Genomic DNA, 20,372 nt, shown 5'->3' with positions numbered 1-20,372 from the left:
TTACAAAAGGCATCGGCTTGCGCACACTGTGAAGTGATGCGCGCTTGGCGCTGCGTTGCAGTGAAAGGCACAAGGTAACGAATGCTGGGATGGCTGGGGCTGCGTACCCGTCTGGTTCTGCTGGTGCTGCTTGCGCTGCTCCCGGTATTTGGCCTGCTCGCCTACTACACCGAAGAAGGCCGTCAAGCCGCACTTGAACATGCGCAGGCCGACCTCCAGTCCCAGGTCTTGCTGGTCGCTACCCACCAGCAGCGCACAGTGGATGGTGTCCACGAGCTTCTCAATGGCGTGGCCGCCGCGCCACACATCAAGGCGCAGGAGCCCCTGCAGTGTGGGCAATACCTGAAAAAGATCCACCGGGAGCACCCCCAATTCACTCATCTGGGCGTCGCGGCACCCGATGGCCGGCTGGTCTGCAGCACCCTTGATAGCGCTGGCACCACACAGGTCGAAGACAGGCCGTTCTTTCGGCAAGTCATGGCCGGCCAACGCTTTGCTGTAGGGGGCTATGGCAGTGGCATCGATGGCCTGCCGGGCCTGACATTTGCCGTACCAGTTCATACTGACTTGCATGCCGCTGGCGGCGTGGCCTTTGCTTCTCTGGATCTGAAGGTCTTCGCCGAGACCTTGGCCAAGGCATCCAGCATGCCAGGCGCCAGGTTGACGGTACTTGACCGGGATGGCGTGGTTCTGGCCGTTTCCCCGCCTGCTCCCGCCTGGGTAGGCCAGCAGCATCCGGACTCTGCGGTACGGCAGGGCGTGCAAACCCGTCACCTCGGTGTGCTTCATGCACCCGATGCGCAGGGAAACCAGCGGCTTTACGCTTTTGCACCGGTCGCCGGCGGAGGTCGGGACGGGCTGTTTGTGGCCGTCAGCGTCCCACAGGAAATGGCAGCCGCCAAGAGCCGGGAGAACCTGCTCATGGAGCTGGCGACGCTGCTTGCCATGGCCGTGGTGGGGGCGGTCTGTGCCTGGTGGATGGGCAACCGCCTGATCGTCAATCCGGCCAAGGCGATCCTGAAGGAGGCCGATGAAGTTGCGCGCGGCAATCTTGAAGCGCGCGTCAGGCTGGGGCCGCTTTACCAGGGTGAACTCGGCGAAATCGGACTGACCTTTAATCGTATGGCGGAGTCACTTCAGGCGCGGCAGCAAGAGCTCGATGCCATGCTGAGCCGCGTGGACAAAGAGCGCTCGCTGCTGGACCTCATCCTCAACAGCATGAGTGAAGGCGTGATCGCGGCAGATACCGAAGGGCGCTTCCTGGTGTTTAACGCGACGGCCCGCAAGCTTTTTGGTGCGGCGCCAGGTTCCGACGCGCGGGTTGAGGACTGGCGCCGCGGCCACGAGCTGTTGATGCTTGACAAGAAAACCATCTTGCCGGCGCCGGAGCGGCCGCTGGCCCGCGCCACGCGTGGCATCAGTGTGGATAACTGGGACCTGGTGTTTCGCAGGCCTGGGGCCGACGACCGGGTGCTCAGGATGAGCACCCGGCCGTTGCGCGACGAGACCGGCACACTGGTAGGAGGCGTCGCAGTGTTCGTTGACATCACGAGGGCCAAGGCTGCGGAAGACTTCGCCCTGGCCCAGGAGCAGGTGCTGGCGCTGATTGCCGGCAATGCGTCGCTGCAGCGATCACTGGAGGCCATCGTGCAGCTGATAGAGGCCGATTCGCCCGACAACCTTTGCTCTATCCTTTTGGTGGAGGGGCAGCAACTTCACCTGGGCGCCGCACCCAATCTCCCTGACAGCTACAACCGGGCCATCGAGGGACTGCAGGTTGGTGAAGGTGTCGGCGCCTGCGGTACAGCGGCATTTCGCAATCAAATCGTCGTGGTTGAAGACACCCAGCAGGATCCGCTGATGCAGGATTACCGTGAACTCCTGCAAACGCATGGTCTGCGCGCCTGCTGGTCCTCCCCTGTGGTGTCCACTGACGGCGAGGTGCTTGCGACATTTGCCATCTACCGCCGTTATCCCAGCAGGCCCCAGGCGCATGACCTCGAACTGATCGCCACAGCGGCGCGGCTGGCTGGCATTGCGCTGGTTCGCGCCCGCGCGGAGGCGGCGCTGATCAGCAGCGAGGCCCGTTTTCGCGAACTGGCTGAAAACATCAACGACGTCTTCTACAACTCGGACCCCCGCTCGGGCCGCCTTCTCTACGTCAGCCCCGGCTATGAGAAGGTTTGGGGCCGCAGCCGTGAGAGCTTGTATGCCGATCCGTTGTCGTATGCCGACGCCGCATTGCCGGAGGATCGACCTTTGCTGAAACTCGCCAGGAAGCGCAATCGCGCTGGAGAGTCCTCCGATATCGAATACCGCATCCAGTCCGCTGACGGCAAGCTCCGGTGGATACGCGACCATGCCTATCCGGTCCTCGATGCTTCGGGTGTGCTCGAACGTGTGGTGGGAACCGCGCGCGACATCACGGACCGCAAACTCGCCGACCTGGCGCTTGCCAGTACCAACCGGGCGCTGCAGATGCTCAGCCAGTCCAGCATTGCCATTAACCGGATCGAAGACGAAGAAGCCCTGCTGGCCGAAGTTTGCCGCGTTGCCATCGATGTAGGCAATTACCGTATGGCGTGGGTTGGTTATGCGCAAAACGACGAGGCGCGCACCATACTGCCCATGGTTCACGCAGGCAACGAAGGTGGCTACCTGACGGTGATCCGCCTGAGCTGGCGCGATGACCAGGTCACGGGCCAGGGCCCCGCGGGTCAGGCCATTCGCACCGGGTTGCCCCAGCAAAGCGGTGACATCGGCCGCGCCGAAAATCATTTTTACTGGCAAGCCGATGCCATCAAGCGAGGCTACCAGAGCGCGGTCTGCCTGCCCTTGCGCGAAGGACCGACCAGTTTCGGCGTGCTGTGCCTCTATTCGGCCGAAGCGCAGCACTTCAGCGCTGAAGAAGTCAAGCTCATGCAGGAGCTTGCCGATAACCTGGCATTCGGTATCTTGAGCTTGCGGGAGCGGTTGGAACGCCAGCGCAGCCAGGAGCGCGCGCGCCAGGCCGCGGTCCAGCTGCGCGAACAGGCTTCGTTGCTTGACAGGGCGCAGGACGCCATCATGGTCCGCAACCTGGACCGCACCATACGCTTCTGGAACAAAGGCGCTGAACGCCTTTATGGGTGGACGGCCGAGGAAGTGCTGGGCAAAACGATGGAAGAGTTCATGTACCAGGACCCTCGGGTACTCGTGGATGCCATGGCCCGGACGGTGGCCAATGAGGGAGACTGGACCGGGGAGCTTGAGCAACGCGCCAGGGACGGCTCAACAGTGGCGATCGAAGCGCGCTGGACGGTCGTGCGCGACGAGGAAGGCCACGTCAACGGAGTGCTCGGCATCAATACCGACATCCGCGAACGCAGGCGAGCGCGCGAAGAGATTCTGCAGCTCAACGCCAGCCTGGAAGAACGCGTGCAGCAACGCACCGCGCAGCTCGAGTTTGCCAACAAACAACTGGAAGCCTTCTCCTATTCTGTGTCGCATGACTTGCGCAGCCCGTTGAGCGCGATCGACGGATTCAGCGACCTGCTGCAGCGGGCGATGAACAAGGCTGACACCACACCACCGTCTGAGCGCAGCCGGCATTACCTGGCGCGCATACGGGCCGGCGTGGTCCAGATGGGAGAACTGATCGAAGCGATGCTGACGTTGGCGCAGGTGTCGCGCTCAAGCCTGCGCTGGGAGCCCGTCGATCTCAGCGCGCTGGTTCAGGCAACTCTTGACGGGTACCGAGAGCGAGAGCCCGACAGGCCGGTGGCGTTCCATGTTGAAGCGGACCTGAAAGGACAGGGAGATCCGCGCCTGCTCAAGCAATTGCTGGACAACCTGCTCGGCAATGCCTGGAAATTCAGCGCCCACGAGGAGCGCACCGACATCACCTTCGGCCATGAGATCGGGGAAGACGGGGAGACGGTTTATTTCGTACGGGACAAAGGTGCGGGCTTTGACATGGCTTATGCGGAGAAGCTGTTTGGGGCGTTCCAGCGGCTGCACTCGCTGTCGGAATTCGCCGGCACAGGCATTGGCCTGGCAACGGTGCACCGGATCGCGGCTCGGCATGGCGGCAAGGTCTGGGCCCAGTCGTCACCCGGGCAGGGCGCCACCTTCTATTTCACGCTGGGTGAGACTTTGTAGGAAGTAGGGCCCCCACGCTTGCTCACTGCGTGTAGCCGCTGCCCCCCGAGGGGGCCGCCCGCCTGTGGCCCGGCAAAGCCGGTCCACGGCTCATGCTGGCCTTCAAACCGGGGGAGTGCAGGGCCTCAGGCGCGATGCGAAGCGAGCCGTTTAATACCAGCCAGGGCCGCGGGACTGGCTTTGCCAGACCGCAGGTGCAGCGCCCCCTCGGGGGGGCAGCGGCTACACGCAGTGAGCAAGCGTGGGGGCTAAAAGTTCTTCAAAGTTTCGCGAAGGGTCTGGGCTTTGTTCGCATCGAACTGGCCTTCAACCCGCGCCAGTACATCACCCTGGCGATTGACCACTACGGCGTACACCTGGTCAATGCTGTTGAGACCGGCAGACCGTACAAAACTGGCGCGGTCGGTGAACACCGGAACCAGCTTGGCCCGTTCGGTGTCGGCCGGGTAGTGCTTCAGAAGCTTGTTTTCGACGGCGCTGCGGCCCGTCAAGGTACCGGGGTCGTTGACGACTGGCATGCGCACCCAGGTGATGGACGGGTCATTTCGCAGGTTCAGCCCCTCGATCCAGCTCTCGACCTGCGCATGCTGGCCGCGCTGGAAAGTGATGAGGGCGAGGGTGCGGTCGGAGGGCAGGCCATCGGGCACGTTAACCGGCTGTCGCAGCAGGGTTTGCGCCATGAAGGCCGGCAAACGGCCCATCACGCTGGAGTCATTGGGTGCCGCAAACGCGAACGCAACCGCCAGCCCGACGGCGGCGAGCCAGGCGCCAAGATAGGACGCATTGCTTTTCATGGTGCTCTCCCGATGCGGCTGCAGTGCAAGAGATGTTGCTGTACCGCTTCAGTCAAGATACAGGCAAGCCCAATGCCACGCAAACCATCAATTGGAACAAAGTGTTATGGCGTGTTGGGTTGTGCAATCGCAGGAAAGTTCGGAAAAGTCAAAGAGGGAGCCCCAAAAAATCTGGCACACCGCGCCGCAGCTGCATTGACGGGGTGATAACTGCGACGCACGCATGCATGGCCCGTCGGCGGCCAGCACAGCGGCGAGGGATCAATGGGAAATCAATGGGAAATAATTACCTGCGATGCGTCTCCGGTTATGACGCGCTCAAGGCACACTTTTCTGTTGCCGGGGCAGAAACTCATGTCATGTTTCGCCCGTCAAACGCTATTGTTTTGATAGCGACTGGCGCCTGGACTTAAAGGGCTAGTCCCCGATTTTGATCAATAAATTGGGCAAAAATGCCTCCTGCTCGTGTTTGCGCGCATACCCCAGCGGGTTGGCCACCACGCGGCAGCCCCGGCTGACGTAGTCAATCGCGCAGTGCAGATGACCATGCAGCCACAGATCGGCCAGCGGCAGCAGGTCGTCCAGTGCGTTGCAGAACCCCGCAGTGCCCGGCACCAAGCCATAACGCGGGTCGGCGCTCAGCAGGCTGGGCGCGAAATGTGTCACGGCCACGGTAGGCCCTTCAAACGGCACAGCCAGCGCCTGCCGCAGCCAGGCCTGGCTTTTGAGGCCTTCTTCACGCACGTCGGCCGCCAGCAGCGGCTGGCCGGCGCGGAAGGAATGGTTTTTATGAAGGTAGAAGTTGGCCGCGCGAAAGGCTTTTTCACGCGCCTTCAATTGTTCGCCCAGGGTGATGTCTGCTGCCTGGGCCTGGCCTTCGCTCAGGGCGTCAAAGTCGGTCCACAGCGTGCTGCCCACAAAACGCACGCCTTCGATCACGACGGTTTCGCGTTCCAGCCAGATGATGCCCAGTCGCTCGCAGGTTTGACGCAGCCGCGCATGGGCCTCATCAAAGTCCAGGCCGTCGTATTCGTGGTTGCCGGGCACAAAGAGCACCGGTGTGGGCCAGCCTGCGCCGCCGCGCGCTACCGACAGTGGCGAAAACCGCGCCAGGCCAAAGTCGCTGATGTTCAATTCATCCAGCAGCGAGCCCTTCTGGTAGGAGCCGATGTCGCCGGCCAGCACCAGCAGGCCAGCACCGGGCACAGGTTGCGCCGTGAAGTTGGGATTGGATTCAAGATGCAGGTCGGAAAGGAGCTGGATATTCACCCGCTCATTGTGCGGGAAGATGTTTCGCTTGCGCCGTCTTGCACCGGTGCGCTAGATTCCAATGGCACCAGAAAATGAACAGGAACCCTTGTGACGCAAATCGAGAATGCCGCCGTTGCGCAGACCTTCGCGGCCTACCCGCCGCTGTTGCGGCGCAAGCTGCTGGCCCTGCGCCAGCTGATCCTGGACACGGCGTCGGCCACCCCCGGTGTCGGCAAGATCGAGGAAACGCTCAAATGGGGTGAACCGGCTTACCTCACCTCAGCCAGCAAAAGCGGCAGCACCATCCGCCTCGGGCCGGTCAAATCCAGTCCGTCGCAGTACGCGCTGTACTTCAACTGCAACACCACGCTGGTGGATACCTTCCGCACGCTGTTTCCGCGGGAGCTTCGCTACGAAGGCAACCGGGCCATCGTGCTGGACAGCACGGATGCTCCGCCGCATGACGCACTGGCGTTTTGCATCCAGGCGGCGTTGACCTATCACCGCAAACATCACCCCTGACCGGTGAGCGAACCGGTGACCCGGCGGCGCAAAGGCGCAAAGGCGTCAGGCCAGGGGCGCCCGCAGCCGTACGGTGAAGGTCGTGCCTTGCCCGGCCCGGCTGCTGACCTCAATCTGCCCCTGGTGCAGGTCCACACATTCCTTCACGATATGCAGGCCAATGCCGGTACCGGAGATGTTGCCGACATTGGTGCCGCGGTGAAAGCTGCCGAACAGCCGCGGCAGGTCCGCTTCCGGGATGCCGATGCCCTGGTCGCTGATGCGCAGGTGAATTTGCTCACCCTCCCCGCGGACCGCAAACTGCACCGGGGTGTCCGGGTGTGAATATTTCAGCGCATTGCCCACCAGGTTGACCACGATGTAGCGCAGCAGCTGCTGGTCCGCTGTGCGCGGCGCGTCCAGGCCGTCGCAGGTCAGCGACACACGCGAGGCCTGCGGGTTGCCGCGCTCGAATTCGCCCATCACCTGCACCAGCCAGTCGGGCACCGCCAGCGGTGCGGCTTCGAACTGGAATTTGCCCAGCTCCAGCCGGCTGGTCATCAGTACCTGCTCGACCATGCTGTTCATGCGGGCCACCGCCGTCTTGATCTGCCCGAGCAGCTCGCGGCGCTCGCTGGCCGGAAAGCTGGGGCCGTAGGCATCGAGCAGCTCCACGGACGACAGGATGGCGGCCAGCGGGGTGCGGAATTCGTGCGACGCCACGGCGACAAAACGGGACTTGAGCTCCGACAGCTCCCGCTCATGCGCGAGGGCCTTGAGCATGTCTTCCTCGGCCTGGCGCTTGCGCGTAACGTCGGTGAGGAAGTTGAGCGTCGCCGGCTCGCCCTGCCATTCAAACATCACCGCACTGATCTCCAGCCAGCGTGTAGCGCTGTGGCTGTGCTGCACGCGAAACTGGTAATAGTTGTCCACGGCCTCGCCGCGCAGGCGCTTCATGTGGTTGCCCATGACCTTCTCGCGGTCGTCGGGATGGATGAATTCAATAAAGGGCCGGGACTTGGCGGTTTCCTCGTCCAGCGAGGTCAACTCCAGTGCCTTGGGGTTGGCATACAGGATGCGCCCGGCCGCCGTGACCAGAATGCCCTCGCTGACGTTTTCCACCACCGCGCGGTACTTGGCCTCGGAGTCGGTACGCCGGCCGATTTCCACGCGCAGCTGTTTGGACGTGTCGAGCTGCCAGGTGATGTTGTTGGCCAGGTGGATGACGCGCAGCAATTGCCCCGAGGAGCTGTACATCGGCAGTGCGCGCTGGTTCAGCCGCGCATTGCCCCCCTGCGGCCGGATGACTTTGTACTCTTCACTGCGCTTTTGGGCGCTGGTCTGCAGGTTCAGCACCCGCTCACGGTCCGCCAGGTCCACATGTGCCAGCCACTGCCAGGGCTTGTCAGCCAGCGTGTCAGCCGACAAGCCCCAGAAAGCCTCGAAAGCCGGATTGGTATAGGTAATGCGGCCGGTATGCGGGTCCCAGGACCAGAGCATGGCGTCAATATTCGAGGCAATCTGCCGCAGCAGCGCCAGCGCCTCACCGGGCGCTGAGGCCTGCGTTTCAGCCGGGGGCGAAGAAGGAGGACTGGAAGGATGGGCCACAGGCCAAGCATAGCCTCCCGCCTCCGTGAAGTTTTCCCCGGAAATCACCTAGATGGGGTGTGCATGTGCTGTGGCACGGCACGTTATGCATCCTTTGCATGGATAAGGGGTTGGGCTAGGGTTGAAACCCTAGGGAAAACCCTTATTCTTCAGTCATCGCAACTTTTTCACCCCACGAAGGTGACCCTGACATGTACAGCCTGATTTCCCAGATCGCCCGTTTCCTGCCTGCCGCTACCCGCGTGGCCCCTGTGAACGGTGTGGCCCACAACCTGATGGAACGCGCCGAAGCACGCGCCGGCCGCAATCCGTTGCAAGCCCAGGAACTGCGCAGCGCCGCCTACGCCTACCTCAGCGTGGTTCGCTGAGCCCCCACGCCCCCCACTTGCGTGGGTCGCTGCCCCCTCAGGGGCCAGCCGCCTTGCTGCTGGTAAAGCTATACCACGGCTTCAGCTGGTAAAGACCGGTCTCGCTCGGGGCGGATGCGGTCAGAGCTTCACGCCCGCCCCTTTGACGGCGGGCCCCAGGACAGCCACCTGCTCCTTGACGAAACCGGTGAACGCAGCCGGGCTCATGGGCTGGGTGGTGATGCCCAGATCCAGCATTTTCTTCTTGATCTCCGCTGTTGCCAGGATCTCGTTGCACGCGCTGTTGAGCCGCGCCACGATGTCGGCGGGCATGCGCGCCGGGCCGCTCAGGCCAAAGAAGTTGTCCAGCACCAGCTTGCGGTAGCCAAACTCCAGCACGCTGGGCACATCGGGCACCAGCGGCGAGCGGGTGGCCGAGGTCACGGCCAGCGGTACCAGCTGCCCGCTCTTGAAGTAAGGCACAAAAGCCGTCAGCACGTCGATGCCCACAGGAATCACGCCCGAGATCAGGTCGGTCGTCATGGGCGCACCGCCGCGGTACGGAATGTGCACCAGGTTCACGCCCATGGCTTTTTTCATCAGTTCGCCGTAGATGTGGCCGATTGAGGCCGGCCCCCCCGAGCCGAAATCCAGCCGGCCGGCCTTGCGCGCCTGTGCTTCGACGTCGGTGATCGTCTTGATGGGCGCGAGCGGGTTGGCCATCACCACGCAGGGCGCATTGCCGATCAGCGCGATATGGGTGAAGCCTTCCACCGGGTCGTAGGGTTGCTTTTCCAGCGCAAACGGGCCGATGGACACCGGCGTCGAGTTGCTCAGCATCAGCGTGTAGCCGTCCGCCGGCGCCTGTGCCACGGCAAGGCCGCCCACGCTGCCGCCGGCGCCCGGCCGGTTATCGACCACCACCGACTGCCCCAGCTTTTTGCCCAGTTGTTCGGCCAACACGCGCGCGACGATGTCGCTGGCGCCGCCGGCTGGAAAGGTCACCACGATCCTGACCGGTTTGTCCGGCCAGGCAGCAAAGGCTGGCAGCGCCATCGACGCGGCACTGCCGGCGAGGATCTTCAGCGCAGTGCGGCGCGGGATGTGGGTCTGTGGGCGGGGGGTCATGCGCGGCTCCTGCATACGGTTTGTGGGCAAAACTGTGTGCAAAAAGCATGCCCTTTGGATGGAACCCGTTCCAGTAGCTCCGCCGGAGCCTGGTTGGGCCGGGGTTTTGCTCCTGAATTGATAGCTGCTTGTGGCCCGTGTTATTGGGCAAAGGGCCAATTTGATGCCCGAAATGGGTTGTTCTAAGGTATGCGGCCGTTGAGCGGCTCCTGGGTGCTGCAAGGCCTTCACAGCCCTGAAACGCCTCAAAACTCCCGATTCAGGTGCCTAAACGGCCTTCTCCCCAATAAAAACGGGCGCAAGCTGCTATCAATTAAATAGCATTGGCAGCGGGTAGCGCCTGCTTGCCGGGTGGAGCTTCAGTGACCGTGGCTCCGGACAGGCGCGCATCCGGTCAACGCCATAGCTCTCCATTGAAGGAGACGCTTTTGACCATGCGTTCCTCAAGGTAGGCTTCCTTGTAGGCGGAACGCACGGTTTTCCAGGTTTCGCTGGTCGCCGGGAGTTCCGTGCGTGCTGAGATGACGGCGCGAAACGGAATGTGGCCGACGCCGGTGAAGGTGGCTTCTGAACGCAGCACCACATTGCAGTTAATCGTCTCTCCGGGCCCGATCAAGCCGCCAGGGCAGATGTCAGCCTGCACATCGCTGGATTTCGCGGTCAGCCTCGTATTGGGCAGGGGGTTGAGGGTCAGGGCGATGCGCGGCGGGGTCACGCGGACGGCGCGGCGGCTTGCGTTGGTCAGGCTAAAACCGAAGGAGACGCTGCGGTCCAGCCAGGTGACCTTTTGCTGGAACTTCACCTGCAGGTTCGGCGTCAGCGAGTCCACCAGTTCATCGACCACCTTGACGCGCTCCAGCCGCTTGCGCTCCGCGGCCTGGGCGTCGGGCACCGGTTTCTGCACCGTCTCCGGAACCGGTTCTGCTGCGGCCTTGGGCTGCTGGATCTCGGCCTTCATTTGCTCCATGTTGGCGCGCAATGCCTCGGTCTGGGCCTTGGCTTCGGCGAGTTTTTGTTCAAGTTGCTGCTGGTTCTTCTGGTTCGCGGCCATCAGCTGTTGCATCAGCAGCTGGGCTTCCTTTTGTGCCTTGGCCGCAGGCCGGTCTACCAGGGTGTAACGCGCCGCGCTGCCTGCCACCACAATCGCCAGGCCGATGATCAGCAAAAAAACGATGGTGTCGTATCGGTGGGCGCCGGCGTCCTTGCCGGGTTTCGGTTTGGGTTTGTGCGGCGGGAGAAGCGGCAGGGATGGTGAGGGAATAGGGGGCATGCTTTTGTAAGCCATGAGGTATGACGCGGCTGGTGTGACGAGGGGTTAAGTGGTTTATCAAGTCGGTTTAAGTTGGCTAAGCCGGTAACGGGCCAACAGGTGGGCCGAAACGGGGCCATTTGCTTCGGGTTGCCGTGTTCACCATTTGCCGCGCACCCCCATCAGCAGGGCGAGGTTGCGCTGGCGTGCGTTCTGTTCGGTCTGGAGGTCGGCGAAGAGCTTGAAGTTGTCGTGGATGTGGCCCGAAACGCCCACGCCCAGGACCACCGTGTTGGCATTGAGGGCTACGCCCGCAATCTGGAATTGGTATGGCGTGCCGGCGCCCTGCAGCTGCGCCGTCATCGGGGTGTTGTATTGGCCAAATTCATGCGCCCACACCAGCCGCGGTTCAATCCGCAACCGTCCGATGTCGAAACCGGCCTTCAGCCCGACCAGTGATTTTGTCGAGTACACGGTTTGCGCGGCAACCTGCAGGTTGAGCGCACCGGCGCCCTGCTCGGCGAAACCGTTGGTCTGGTTGCGGCTGAAGGCCAGCGCGGCCATCGGTTGCAGCGTCCAGCCGGTCATGTCCAGGTCGTAGGTCAACTCGCCGTAGGCCGTGGCGGTGCTGCTGCTGAAATTAGACGAAGCCACGCGGCTGATCGGCCCCACCACGATGCCGCGGTCCATATGGTTGCTGTGAAATGCCACACTGGTGAGGCCATTCAGGCGCCACGCACCGTCGGCATAGGCAGCGTACATCGCCAGCGCTGTACTCCGGGCCCTGCCCTGATCGCTCGAATCAAAGCTGACCCTTGATGTGCCGACTGTGACGGCGCCACCCAGCAGCCAACCCTGGCCCATTTCTGCGTCGTAACCCGCGCTCAGGCCGGTGCTGTTCAGGCGGCTGGCCATGGCATTGCCGTCGCTGTCGGTGGTTTGGTAGCCGCCATAACCGCGCAGCCAGAAACCGCAACCGTCTTCGGTGGCCGGAAAAAGTGCCCTCAGGGCTTCGCGGCCCGCGATATCGTCGCTCCCGCACACGGAGCCCTGGTTGCTTCGGCCCACGCGTGTCTGCAACTGTTCGCCAAATGCGGCGGCAAAGCTGGGGCCGGCGCGGCGCAAGGCCACCAGGTTGGCACCGCCTATGGCATCAAAAGCAGCCAGGGCCTGCGGCGCCGACAGGCTATTGATGGCGCTGAGCACCGTGCTCATGTCACCGCTTGCACCGCCGGAGGCGTCTTGAAGGGCGTTGGAGGCCGACTGCTGGTTGGGCGTCATGCCGGGCAGGTTGTTGTAACCGGTGCTGTTGCGCGCCAGGGTCAGGTACACATTGTTGGGGTCATAGGTGAGCGAGGGCGTCAGAAACGCCAGGTTGGTGTTCACCCCGTTGAAGACGCCAGTTCGCCCGCCCGTGGCATTGAGGATGGTGTACTGCGTGCTCGGCGAGTAGGTGCCGGCGCTTGCCAGCACGTTGACCGTGCCGCCGTTGATGGTCAGCGTGCCGGTCGCATTCGTGCGGTCGTTGCTGCCGGCTGAATCGACCTCCACGCTGTAATTGGAGCCCGCATTGAAGGTGAGGTTGCCGACGACGGTCAAGGTGCCGATGGAATTGCCGGGCGCCAGCGCGCCGCCCGACTGGATGGTGGTGTTGCGCACGGAACCTGTGCCGCCCAGAGTGCCGCCGTTCATTACCTGCACAGTGGAGTTGGTCAGGCTGCCGTTAACCGACAGCGTGCCACCGGTGACGATGGTGGGTCCGTTGTAGGTGTTGGTGCCGGAAAAACTGACATTGCCCGTGCCGCTTTTGACCACATTGCCGGTACCGCTGATGACGCCGGCAAACGTTCCGTTGCCCGCCTGGAGGAATTCCAGATTGGCGCGGTTGGTGATGAAGCCCTGCAGGCTGGCGGTGGTGCCGCGCAAGGTGCCGCCATTGATGATGGTGGCGCCGGTGTAGGTGTTGGTGCCCGACAGGATCACCGTGCCAGCGCCTTCCTTGATAAGCGTTCCGCTTCCGCCGATGGACCCCGCAAACGTGCCATTGGCAGTCTGGTCGAAAGTCAGCAAACCCTCATTGCTGATAGCCCCTTGCAGGCTGGTGGTGGTGCCGGTCAGGCGGCCGTTGGTCCTGATAAAGGTGCCGCCGGTGTAGCTGTTGACGCCTGTCAGTACGGTAGAGGAAACCCCGCCGTGGCTGAACACTTCGACCCATCCGGTGCCGCTGATCGCCGCGGAAAAGGTGTAGGGGGTGGCGTCGTTCTGGTTGAACTTGATGCTGGAGCCGGCATTGCCGAGAACCACGGCGCTGGCATCCAGCGTGCCGCTGGGTCCGATGTCGCCGATGATCAGCGCTCCGGTGCCCACGCGGCCCAGATGCAGGGTGCGGGTGCCGCCTACCGTGACGGTGGAGCCCGAGCGTATGCCCAGCACCCCATCGCCAGTGTTGCCAACAATGAATTGGTCGCCGGCGGCCAGACTGGGCGGCGCCACATTCAGGCTGGCGCCGGCGCCGGTCACGATGATCTGGCCTCCGGTCGCTGCGTCGCCCACGCTCACCCAGCTGGCCGAGACGCTTCCGTCAACCAACAGTGATGCCACGGCACCCGGTGCTGGCACGGTACCCAGCAGGATCGTGCCGGCGGCCAGCGTACCCCCGGGATTGACGACCACCTGGCCGCTTCCTTCGACCTGCAGCGTGCCCACCTGGGCCGCCCCGCCAATGTCGACCTGCTGGTTCGTCGGGACCCTTGCCACGCTGGCGGCGGTGGGGGTGCCGCCGCTCCAGTTGGCGGGGTTGTTCCAGTCCTGGTTGGCTGCGGGGTTGAAATCGTTGGGGACTTGGGTGTGGCCTGCTTGCGGCGCCATGGCCAAGCCTACAAGGGTCAGTGCCAGGCAAAGCGGTCTGAGAGGAAGGTGCGGACAGGAATTCATGCTGGCGCTGTTTGTTGTTGTGTCATTCAAGCCGCGAGGTCATAGGGATTCCGAGCCGCCGCCGCGCTATAACGGGCACCGGTGGCGGGTTGCGCGGAGCCGTCGGCAGCCCGTTAACATTTTTTAACGTGAATCCAGATAATGATTTCCGGTGCAATAAAGGCCGCGTCAGGCGGAGCGATGCCTTGTATGACTTTGCTTTACGTTACATTTTTTTGCAAGTAGACCGTTTGACCACCTTCGGCTTCCTGGACGTCAAATAGCAAAACCAAAGAATTAATTTGGATGAATGAGGCTGGCCGAGGGCTGCCAGAAGGCGGTCTGAAAGCACAAAACACTGCCGCGTGGACGCGCTGGATTGCCCGCCGTGTAGTGGCAGGGTCTTGAATTGCCCCGCTTGGAGCGTCGGAATTGCCGTGCTGGCCGGTCGGCTGCGGGATTGGGATGGCTTGGTGGCGTGACGAAACGCCCGGCCAGGAGAGAGCGCTATGAAAAACGGAGCTGCACACGCCCGTCTTTATTGGTTTGTGGCGCTATGAGGCTGTAGGCGGCTGTGAGCCGACTTTCCGTATTACCAGCGGCTGCGCAGCCCAACCAGCACAGCCACTTTGCGCTGGGCTGAATTGTGCTCAGCCTGAACATCGGCGAACAGGTCCACACCTTTGCTGATACTGCCGCTGGCACCCAGCCCGAGGATCAGCGTGTCACGCTTGAGCGCCGCACCCGAAACCTGGAAAGGTGAAGCCGTCGCCGCGCCTTGAAACTGCGCCGTCATCGGCGTGTTGAGGTCACCGAACTCATGCGCCCAGATCACGCGCGGTTCAATGCGGATGCGGCCTGCGTCAAAGGATGCCTTGGCACCCAGCATGACCTTGGATGAATTGACGGTCTGACCTGCGACCTGTAGGTTTAGCGCGCCTGCGCCGGTTTCCGTAAAACCATCCGCCTTGTTTCTGTTGAGCGACAGGCCTGCAAGAGGTTGCAAGGTCCAGCCATTCATGGGCATTGAGTAGGTCGCCTCACCATAAGCGGATAGCGCGCTGCTGTCGAAGTCTGAAGAAGCCACGCGGTTCAGCGCACCGATGGTGATGCTTCGATCCAGGTGGTTTTTGCCCCAGCCCAGGCTGGCGGAGCCGCTGAAGTTCCAGGGGCCGGTCGCGTAGCTGCCGTAAACCGCGACTGCGGTGCTTCGTGTTTTGCCGCTTTCGTTGTTGTCGGTGGAGACGCGCGACGTGCCGCCCGTAGCCGCAACGCCGACGCGAACGCCGTCTTTCACTTCAGCATCAAATCCAACACTCAGCCCCGAGTTGCGAAGCCGGCTTGCTGCGGCATTGCCGTCGTTGTCGGTATTGCCATAGCCGCCGTTGCCGCGAACCCAGAAACTTTTGCTTGCTGCGTCCGATGAAGAAGAAAGCGAAGAGGCACCGCCATTTAATGAAAACTTCTGCGGCGCCGAGTCAGAAACAGGCGCCATCAAATCCGAAAGGTGGTCGTTCGCCGCCAGCAGCACCGGGCGGCTGGTGAAGGAGTTGGCAACCCCGTTGGCCGTATTCGCCTGCGCACCCAGCCGGGCCTGCAACTGATTGCCAAAGCTGGCAGCGAAACCCGCACCCGCGCGGCGCAGGGCCACGATGCCGGCGCCGCTGGCTGAGTCATACGCGGCACGCGCCTGCGCTGCTGAAAGCCCCGTCAGCGCGGTTTGCACCGTGCTCATGTCTCCCGTTGCTCCAGCGTTCGCATTCTGCAAAGCGGTGGAGGTGGCGATCTGGTTGGGTGTGGCGGCCACGGCGCTGAAGCTGATGTCATTGCGCGCCAATGTCAGGAAAACATTGTTGGCGTCATAGCCCAGTGTCGGTGTGAGGAAGGTCAGGTTGGAAGTGACGCCGGCAAAATTGCCTGTGCGCCCACCTGCCGCGTTGAGAATGGTGTACTGCGTGCTGGCGGCATAGGTGCCGGCGCCGGCCTGCACATCGACCGTGCCGCCGTTGATCGTCGCGGTGCCGGTGGCGTTGATGCGGTCATTCGCGCCGGCGGCATCGACTTCCACACGGTAGGTGGAACCGGCCGCAAAGGTCACGTTGCCGTTGACCGTCAGTGTGCCGATGGAGTTGCCCGGTGCCACCACGCCGCCTGCAGCGATGGTGGTGCTGCCTACCGTGCCGTTACCGCCCAGCGTGCCGCCGTTGTTGACGGTGACGGCCGCGTTGGAGAGGGTGCCGTTGACAGACAGCGTGCCTGCGGACACCGTGGTGCCGCCTGTGTAGAGGTTGGCGCCTGTCAGCGTCAGCGTGCCGCTGCCGGTTTTGTTCAGGCCGCCGGCCCCGCTGATCACGCCGCCCAGCGTCAGTGCGTTAGCGCCGCCCGCTGCTAGGTTGGCATTCAAAGTAACGTCGTTGGACAGTGTCACCGCCGTCGAACTGTTGAGGGTTGAACTGCCGCCCACGGTCAGGCTGCCAGAACCCAGCGCAGATGCATTGCCGACAGTCAAGCTGCCGACATTGAGCGTCACTCCCCCGAGGAAATTGTTGGCATTGGTGAGGGTCAGGTTGGCCGTGCCGTTCTTGGTCAGGCTGCCTGCGCCGGCGACCACACCCGCCAGTGTCATGTCGGAGCTGCCGCCTATGTTGAGGTCGCCACCCAAGTTCAGGTTGTTGTTGGCCGTGACGGCCGTCGCAGCGTCCAGCGTGGTGCCGCCTGCTGCGTTCAACGCTCCCGTGCCCAACGCGGTGTTGGATGCCAGTATCAGCGTGCCGGCGTTCAGCGCCACCGTGCCCGAGAAGTTGTTGACGCCCCCCAGTGTCAGGCTGGAAGCCCCGGTTTTGATCAGACCGCCGCCGCCGGTGATGTTGCCATTCAGGCGCAGCGCGTTGGTGACGCCGACGGTCAGGTTGGCGTTCAGCGTGACGTTGTTGCTCGCTGTCACCATGGTGCTGTTGGTGAGGGTGGAAGCGATGCCGACTGTCAGGTCGCCGGTGCCGAGGGCTGCGTTGTGGCCCAACGTCAATGCGCCTGCGTTGAGCGTGGTACCGCCGGTGAAGGTGTTGGCGCTCGCCAGAATCAAATTGCCGAGGCTTGTCTTGCTCAGGGTTCCCGCGCCCGAAATGATGCCAGAGGCCGTCAGCGTGTTCCCGCTCGTGTTCACGGTGGCGTTACCGCCCAGGAGAAGGTTGCCAAATGTCAGGCCCCCGTTGTCCGCCACGATGAGGGCCGTGGCGCCGCTGCCAACTTCGACAGCGCCCGTCAGTACCGAGCCGGTTTGCAGCGTCAGCGTGTTACTGCCGCCGGTGAAGGTGATGGCATTGGCTCGGCCGGCTCCCGTCGTGCCGCCAGCAATGGTGCCACTGTTGGTGATGCTCACACCCGCGCCAATGATGCCCGCCCCCCCGTTGCCCGTCTGGGGTGTATTGGGCGTAAAACCCGCGGCCCCTCCGCTGCCCGCTCCGGCGCTAGTCCCCGCGTTCACACCCCCGCTGCCCGTACCCGCTCCGTATCCCCCCCGAATGGTGCCGGCGTTGACCAAGGTTCCACCCGACAGCAGGGCAACACCGGCGCCGCCTCGGCCAATACCGATGCCGTCTCCGCCGCGAATGGTACCTGTGGTTGTGGTGGTGACGCTTCCCGCACCGACCAGGAGTACACCGGCGCCTGCGTTGCCTGCGCCAAAAGCGGTTGAACCCGTGCCACCATTGCCGCCGGTGATGCCTGCAGAAGTTGTCAGTTGCCCGGCACCTTGCAGAATCACGCCGGCGCCTCCGCCGCCGCCGCCGACAAGACCATGGCCGCCCGCCCCGCCTGTTATTTGCGCTGACGTGTTTAAACCGCCGTTACTCAGCCATACCACTCCAGCACCGCCACCGCCACCGCCGCCGTCGCCCCCGCCGCCGGTGCCCCCTTGAACTGTCGCAGATACCGCCACCGGGCCCGGAGCGGTAATGCGCACACCGTCCCCGCCGCCGCCAGAACCGTCAGTGGCGTAATATCCCTGCCCCCCACTTCCGCCAGTAAGTGCCGAAGTGACGTCTCCGGTAGCCAGGTGGCTATAGCCACCGCCGCCGCCGCCTCCTCCGCCTATGCTGGTGGAGATGCTGCCGCCGTTGGGTGACCCCAATGTCCCCGCAATCCCACCCACTGGCCCACCGCCGTCCGCACCGGCGGCGGCACCGAATAAGCCGGATCCAGTGGCCCCGTAGTTTTGTGCCCGGCCTGCGCAGGGTATCAATAGCATCCCCAGTGCCAACATGCCACAGGCCACTGCCGTCAGGCTGGCCCCGCCGCTGCGCTTGCCGCAGGCCCGGGTGATTTCAGAAACGGCGACCCAGGCGCCAAGTGAGGGGTTCCAGAGACTGCGGTGGGATATGTTCATGGTTCAGAGAAAGCGTGACTGCAAAACGTGCCACGCGATTAAAGACGGGTGCAGCACCGCCGTAAATACCGCAAAGGGGTTAGATGGAGTTTTGGAACGGCAGCGGCCGGGCCGATTTTGCTATACTATTGATAGCTAGTGGCGCGTGTAGTGCTTAGGTTACGGCACTATTCGATTCGTAGAGCCAGCGCGAGGCAGCTGCAGCCTCGGGACTATTTACGCGGCCCGCGTCACAGCCAGCACTTCGCGCAGCGCCGTCTGCAGCGCCCGCGGCTGGCAGGGCTTGCGCACCACGGGCACGCCGCTGTGGGCAATGCGTTGCAGCTGGGCCGGCGCGGTTTCACCGGTGATGACCAGCGCGCGCAGGCCGGGTAGCTGGGCACGAAAGGCGGCGAGCACCGTCAGGCCGTCGCGGCCTTCGGGGTCGCCCAGGTGCAGGTCGGTGACCAGCAGGTGGGGCCGCTGGCTTGCGCCGCTTCCTGTTTGCCCGAGCCAGGCGAGGGCGGCGTCAGCGCTGCCAAACGACTGCACCGGCAGGCCCAACTCGCCCACGACCTGCGTGGTGGCGGCCAGCGCCAGCGGGTCGTCGTCGAGTACCAGGGCCTGCCAGCCGGTGAAGCCGCCGGCCGATGCATCGTTTGCTGTCTGCGGCAACCCGATTCGGGGCGCGCGGCCTGCATGCAAAGGAAGGGCGATGCTGAAGAGGCTGCCGCGACCGGCCGCGGACTTCAGCGCCACGTCGGCGTTCATCTGCACCGCCAGGCGTTTGACGATGGCCAGGCCCAGGCCAAGCCCGGCCTGTTCCCTGTCCTGTGGCAGCCGCACAAACGCGTCGAAGAGGCGTTGCTGGTCGGCTTCCGAAATGCCGGGGCCGGTGTCGACGACGCCGATGTGCACTTGGCCGGCCCGCAGCCGCGCAAACAGCAGCACCGCGCTGCCGCTGGTGAACTTGATGGCGTTGCTGGTGAGGTTCAGCACGATGCGCTGCAGCGCATCGGGCGGGGCATTGACCCACAGCTCGGGGCGGGCGTGCACACGCAGCCGGACGTTGCGCTGCGCGGCGGTGGCGGCCAGCGTGCCGGCCACGGATTCCAGCAACGCACCGACGGGCAGCGCCGAGGCGGCCAGCGGGGTGGCGCCGGCATCGAGCTGTGCCAGGTCGAGCAAGCCTTCGAGCAGGCCGTTGAAGGCCATGACGCTGGTTTCCAGCTGGCCGGCCATGCGCTGGGCCTGCATGGCCACGGGCTGGCTGCTGCCTGCGAAGGCCTTGGCCAGCGTTACCTTGAGGCCTGAGGCAAAGAGGCCGGCGGCATACGCGGGCTGGCGCAGGTCATGCGTGGCGGCGGCCAGCAGGGCGGTCTTGTCGGCGCTGGCCAGCTCGGCCCGATCACGCGCGGCGGCGAGGTCGCGCACCAGCTGGGCGTTCTCAAAACGCAGCTCGATGGAGTTGCGCAGGCTGCGGTTCAGGCCGCGGCCATAACCCAGGCAGACCAGCATGAAGACCAGCGTCAGAAGGCCGAAGCCGGCAAACTCGCGCTGGCCCTCGGTCATGCAGCGCAGGGCAAACGGCAGCACCGAGGGGATCGAATAGGCCATGAAGGCCGGGTAATACACCGAGAGCGAACCGAGCGCGCCGCTGACCATGCCGCCCAACAGAAAACCCAGAAACAGCGTGGGCACATAGGCCTGCGGGTCAAACGCCATCAGGCCCAGGATGCCCCAGAGGCAACCGGACATGAAAGAACCGGTGGCAAAGGCGCGTGCCGCGCGGCGCGTGCTGTGGATGTCCAACTGCTGGCTGGGCGCCGCCTGCACGCGCCTGAAGAAGCGCCGCACCATGACAAAGCGGCTGGCTGTGAGCAGCACCACTGCGCCCAGCCAGCCCCAGAGCAGCTGGCCGGCCAGCGGGTTGGCGTGGCCGGACGGCTGCAACACCACCGCGGCAACGGTGCCCGCCAGCAGTGTGCCGAGGAAGGTGCTGGTGGACTGCTTGTACAGCGTCTGGACCTGCTCGAACAGCACAGGATGGGCAGAGGTCATGGTGCGTAGAATCCGTC

At 63.7% G+C, this 20,372-nt stretch carries 11 protein-coding genes; 3 read left to right on the top strand and 8 right to left on the bottom strand.

Annotated elements, in window-relative coordinates; all coding sequences use genetic code 11:
* Window positions 1-81: 81 nt before the first annotated feature.
* On the top strand, window positions 82-4,140 hold the full coding sequence (locus ACQ4MS_RS08760; protein WP_431099063.1) for a PAS domain S-box protein: 4,059 nt from the start codon (window positions 82-84) through the stop codon (window positions 4,138-4,140).
* A gap of 248 nt (window positions 4,141-4,388) precedes the next feature.
* Here the strand turns inward: ACQ4MS_RS08760 and ACQ4MS_RS08755 are convergent, their stop codons facing one another.
* Together ACQ4MS_RS08755 and ACQ4MS_RS08750 are read right to left on the bottom strand one after the other, a co-directional pair.
* Complete coding sequence (locus ACQ4MS_RS08755; RefSeq protein WP_431099062.1) at window positions 4,389-4,934, bottom strand: hypothetical protein; 546 nt, start codon at window positions 4,932-4,934, stop codon at window positions 4,389-4,391.
* Between the two features lie 417 nt (window positions 4,935-5,351).
* Window positions 5,352-6,203, bottom strand: a complete 852-nt coding sequence (locus tag ACQ4MS_RS08750) for a metallophosphoesterase (protein WP_431099061.1) — start codon at window positions 6,201-6,203, stop codon at window positions 5,352-5,354.
* Between the two features lie 90 nt (window positions 6,204-6,293).
* Here ACQ4MS_RS08750 and ACQ4MS_RS08745 point away from each other — a divergent pair, with 90 nt between their 5' ends.
* Complete coding sequence (locus ACQ4MS_RS08745) at window positions 6,294-6,707, top strand: DUF1801 domain-containing protein (protein ID WP_431099060.1); 414 nt, start codon at window positions 6,294-6,296, stop codon at window positions 6,705-6,707.
* 45 nt (window positions 6,708-6,752) lie between these two features.
* Here the strand turns inward: ACQ4MS_RS08745 and ACQ4MS_RS08740 are convergent, their stop codons facing one another.
* Entirely contained in the window at window positions 6,753-8,294 is a 1,542-nt protein-coding gene (locus ACQ4MS_RS08740) for a PAS domain-containing sensor histidine kinase (RefSeq protein WP_431099059.1), read from the bottom strand.
* Window positions 8,295-8,485: 191 nt separating this feature from the next.
* Here ACQ4MS_RS08740 and ACQ4MS_RS08735 point away from each other — a divergent pair, with 191 nt between their 5' ends.
* Window positions 8,486-8,662, top strand: coding sequence for a hypothetical protein (locus tag ACQ4MS_RS08735; RefSeq protein WP_431099058.1), 177 nt, complete (start codon window positions 8,486-8,488; stop codon window positions 8,660-8,662).
* 120 nt (window positions 8,663-8,782) lie between these two features.
* Here ACQ4MS_RS08735 and ACQ4MS_RS08730 read toward each other — a convergent pair whose 3' ends face one another.
* The 5 genes from ACQ4MS_RS08730 to ACQ4MS_RS08710 all read right to left on the bottom strand — a co-directional run bounded on the left by ACQ4MS_RS08730 (window position 8,783) and on the right by ACQ4MS_RS08710 (window position 20,355).
* Window positions 8,783-9,769 (bottom strand): Bug family tripartite tricarboxylate transporter substrate binding protein, encoded by a 987-nt coding sequence (locus tag ACQ4MS_RS08730; protein WP_431099057.1) that lies wholly within the window; start codon window positions 9,767-9,769, stop codon window positions 8,783-8,785.
* A gap of 394 nt (window positions 9,770-10,163) precedes the next feature.
* The gene (locus tag ACQ4MS_RS08725; RefSeq protein ID WP_431099056.1) at window positions 10,164-11,039 is read right to left on the bottom strand and encodes a hypothetical protein; all 876 of its coding nucleotides are present in this window, start codon (window positions 11,037-11,039) and stop codon (window positions 10,164-10,166) included.
* Between the two features lie 138 nt (window positions 11,040-11,177).
* Window positions 11,178-13,886, bottom strand: a complete 2,709-nt coding sequence (locus tag ACQ4MS_RS08720; RefSeq protein ID WP_431099055.1) for an autotransporter outer membrane beta-barrel domain-containing protein — start codon at window positions 13,884-13,886, stop codon at window positions 11,178-11,180.
* Between the two features lie 637 nt (window positions 13,887-14,523).
* Window positions 14,524-18,315: an autotransporter domain-containing protein gene (locus tag ACQ4MS_RS08715; protein ID WP_431099054.1), complete on the bottom strand. Its 3,792-nt coding sequence runs from the start codon at window positions 18,313-18,315 to the stop codon at window positions 14,524-14,526.
* 216 nt (window positions 18,316-18,531) lie between these two features.
* Window positions 18,532-20,355, bottom strand: a complete 1,824-nt coding sequence (locus ACQ4MS_RS08710; protein ID WP_431099053.1) for a hybrid sensor histidine kinase/response regulator — start codon at window positions 20,353-20,355, stop codon at window positions 18,532-18,534.
* Between the last annotated feature and the right edge of the window lie 17 nt (window positions 20,356-20,372).

Origin of the sequence: Polaromonas aquatica, assembly GCF_050626995.1 — a bacterium.
Lineage (GTDB): Bacteria > Pseudomonadota > Gammaproteobacteria > Burkholderiales > Burkholderiaceae_C > Polaromonas > Polaromonas aquatica_A.
Note: the sequence above shows the minus strand (reverse complement) of the source record. Positions and strands in the feature narration are given on the sequence as shown.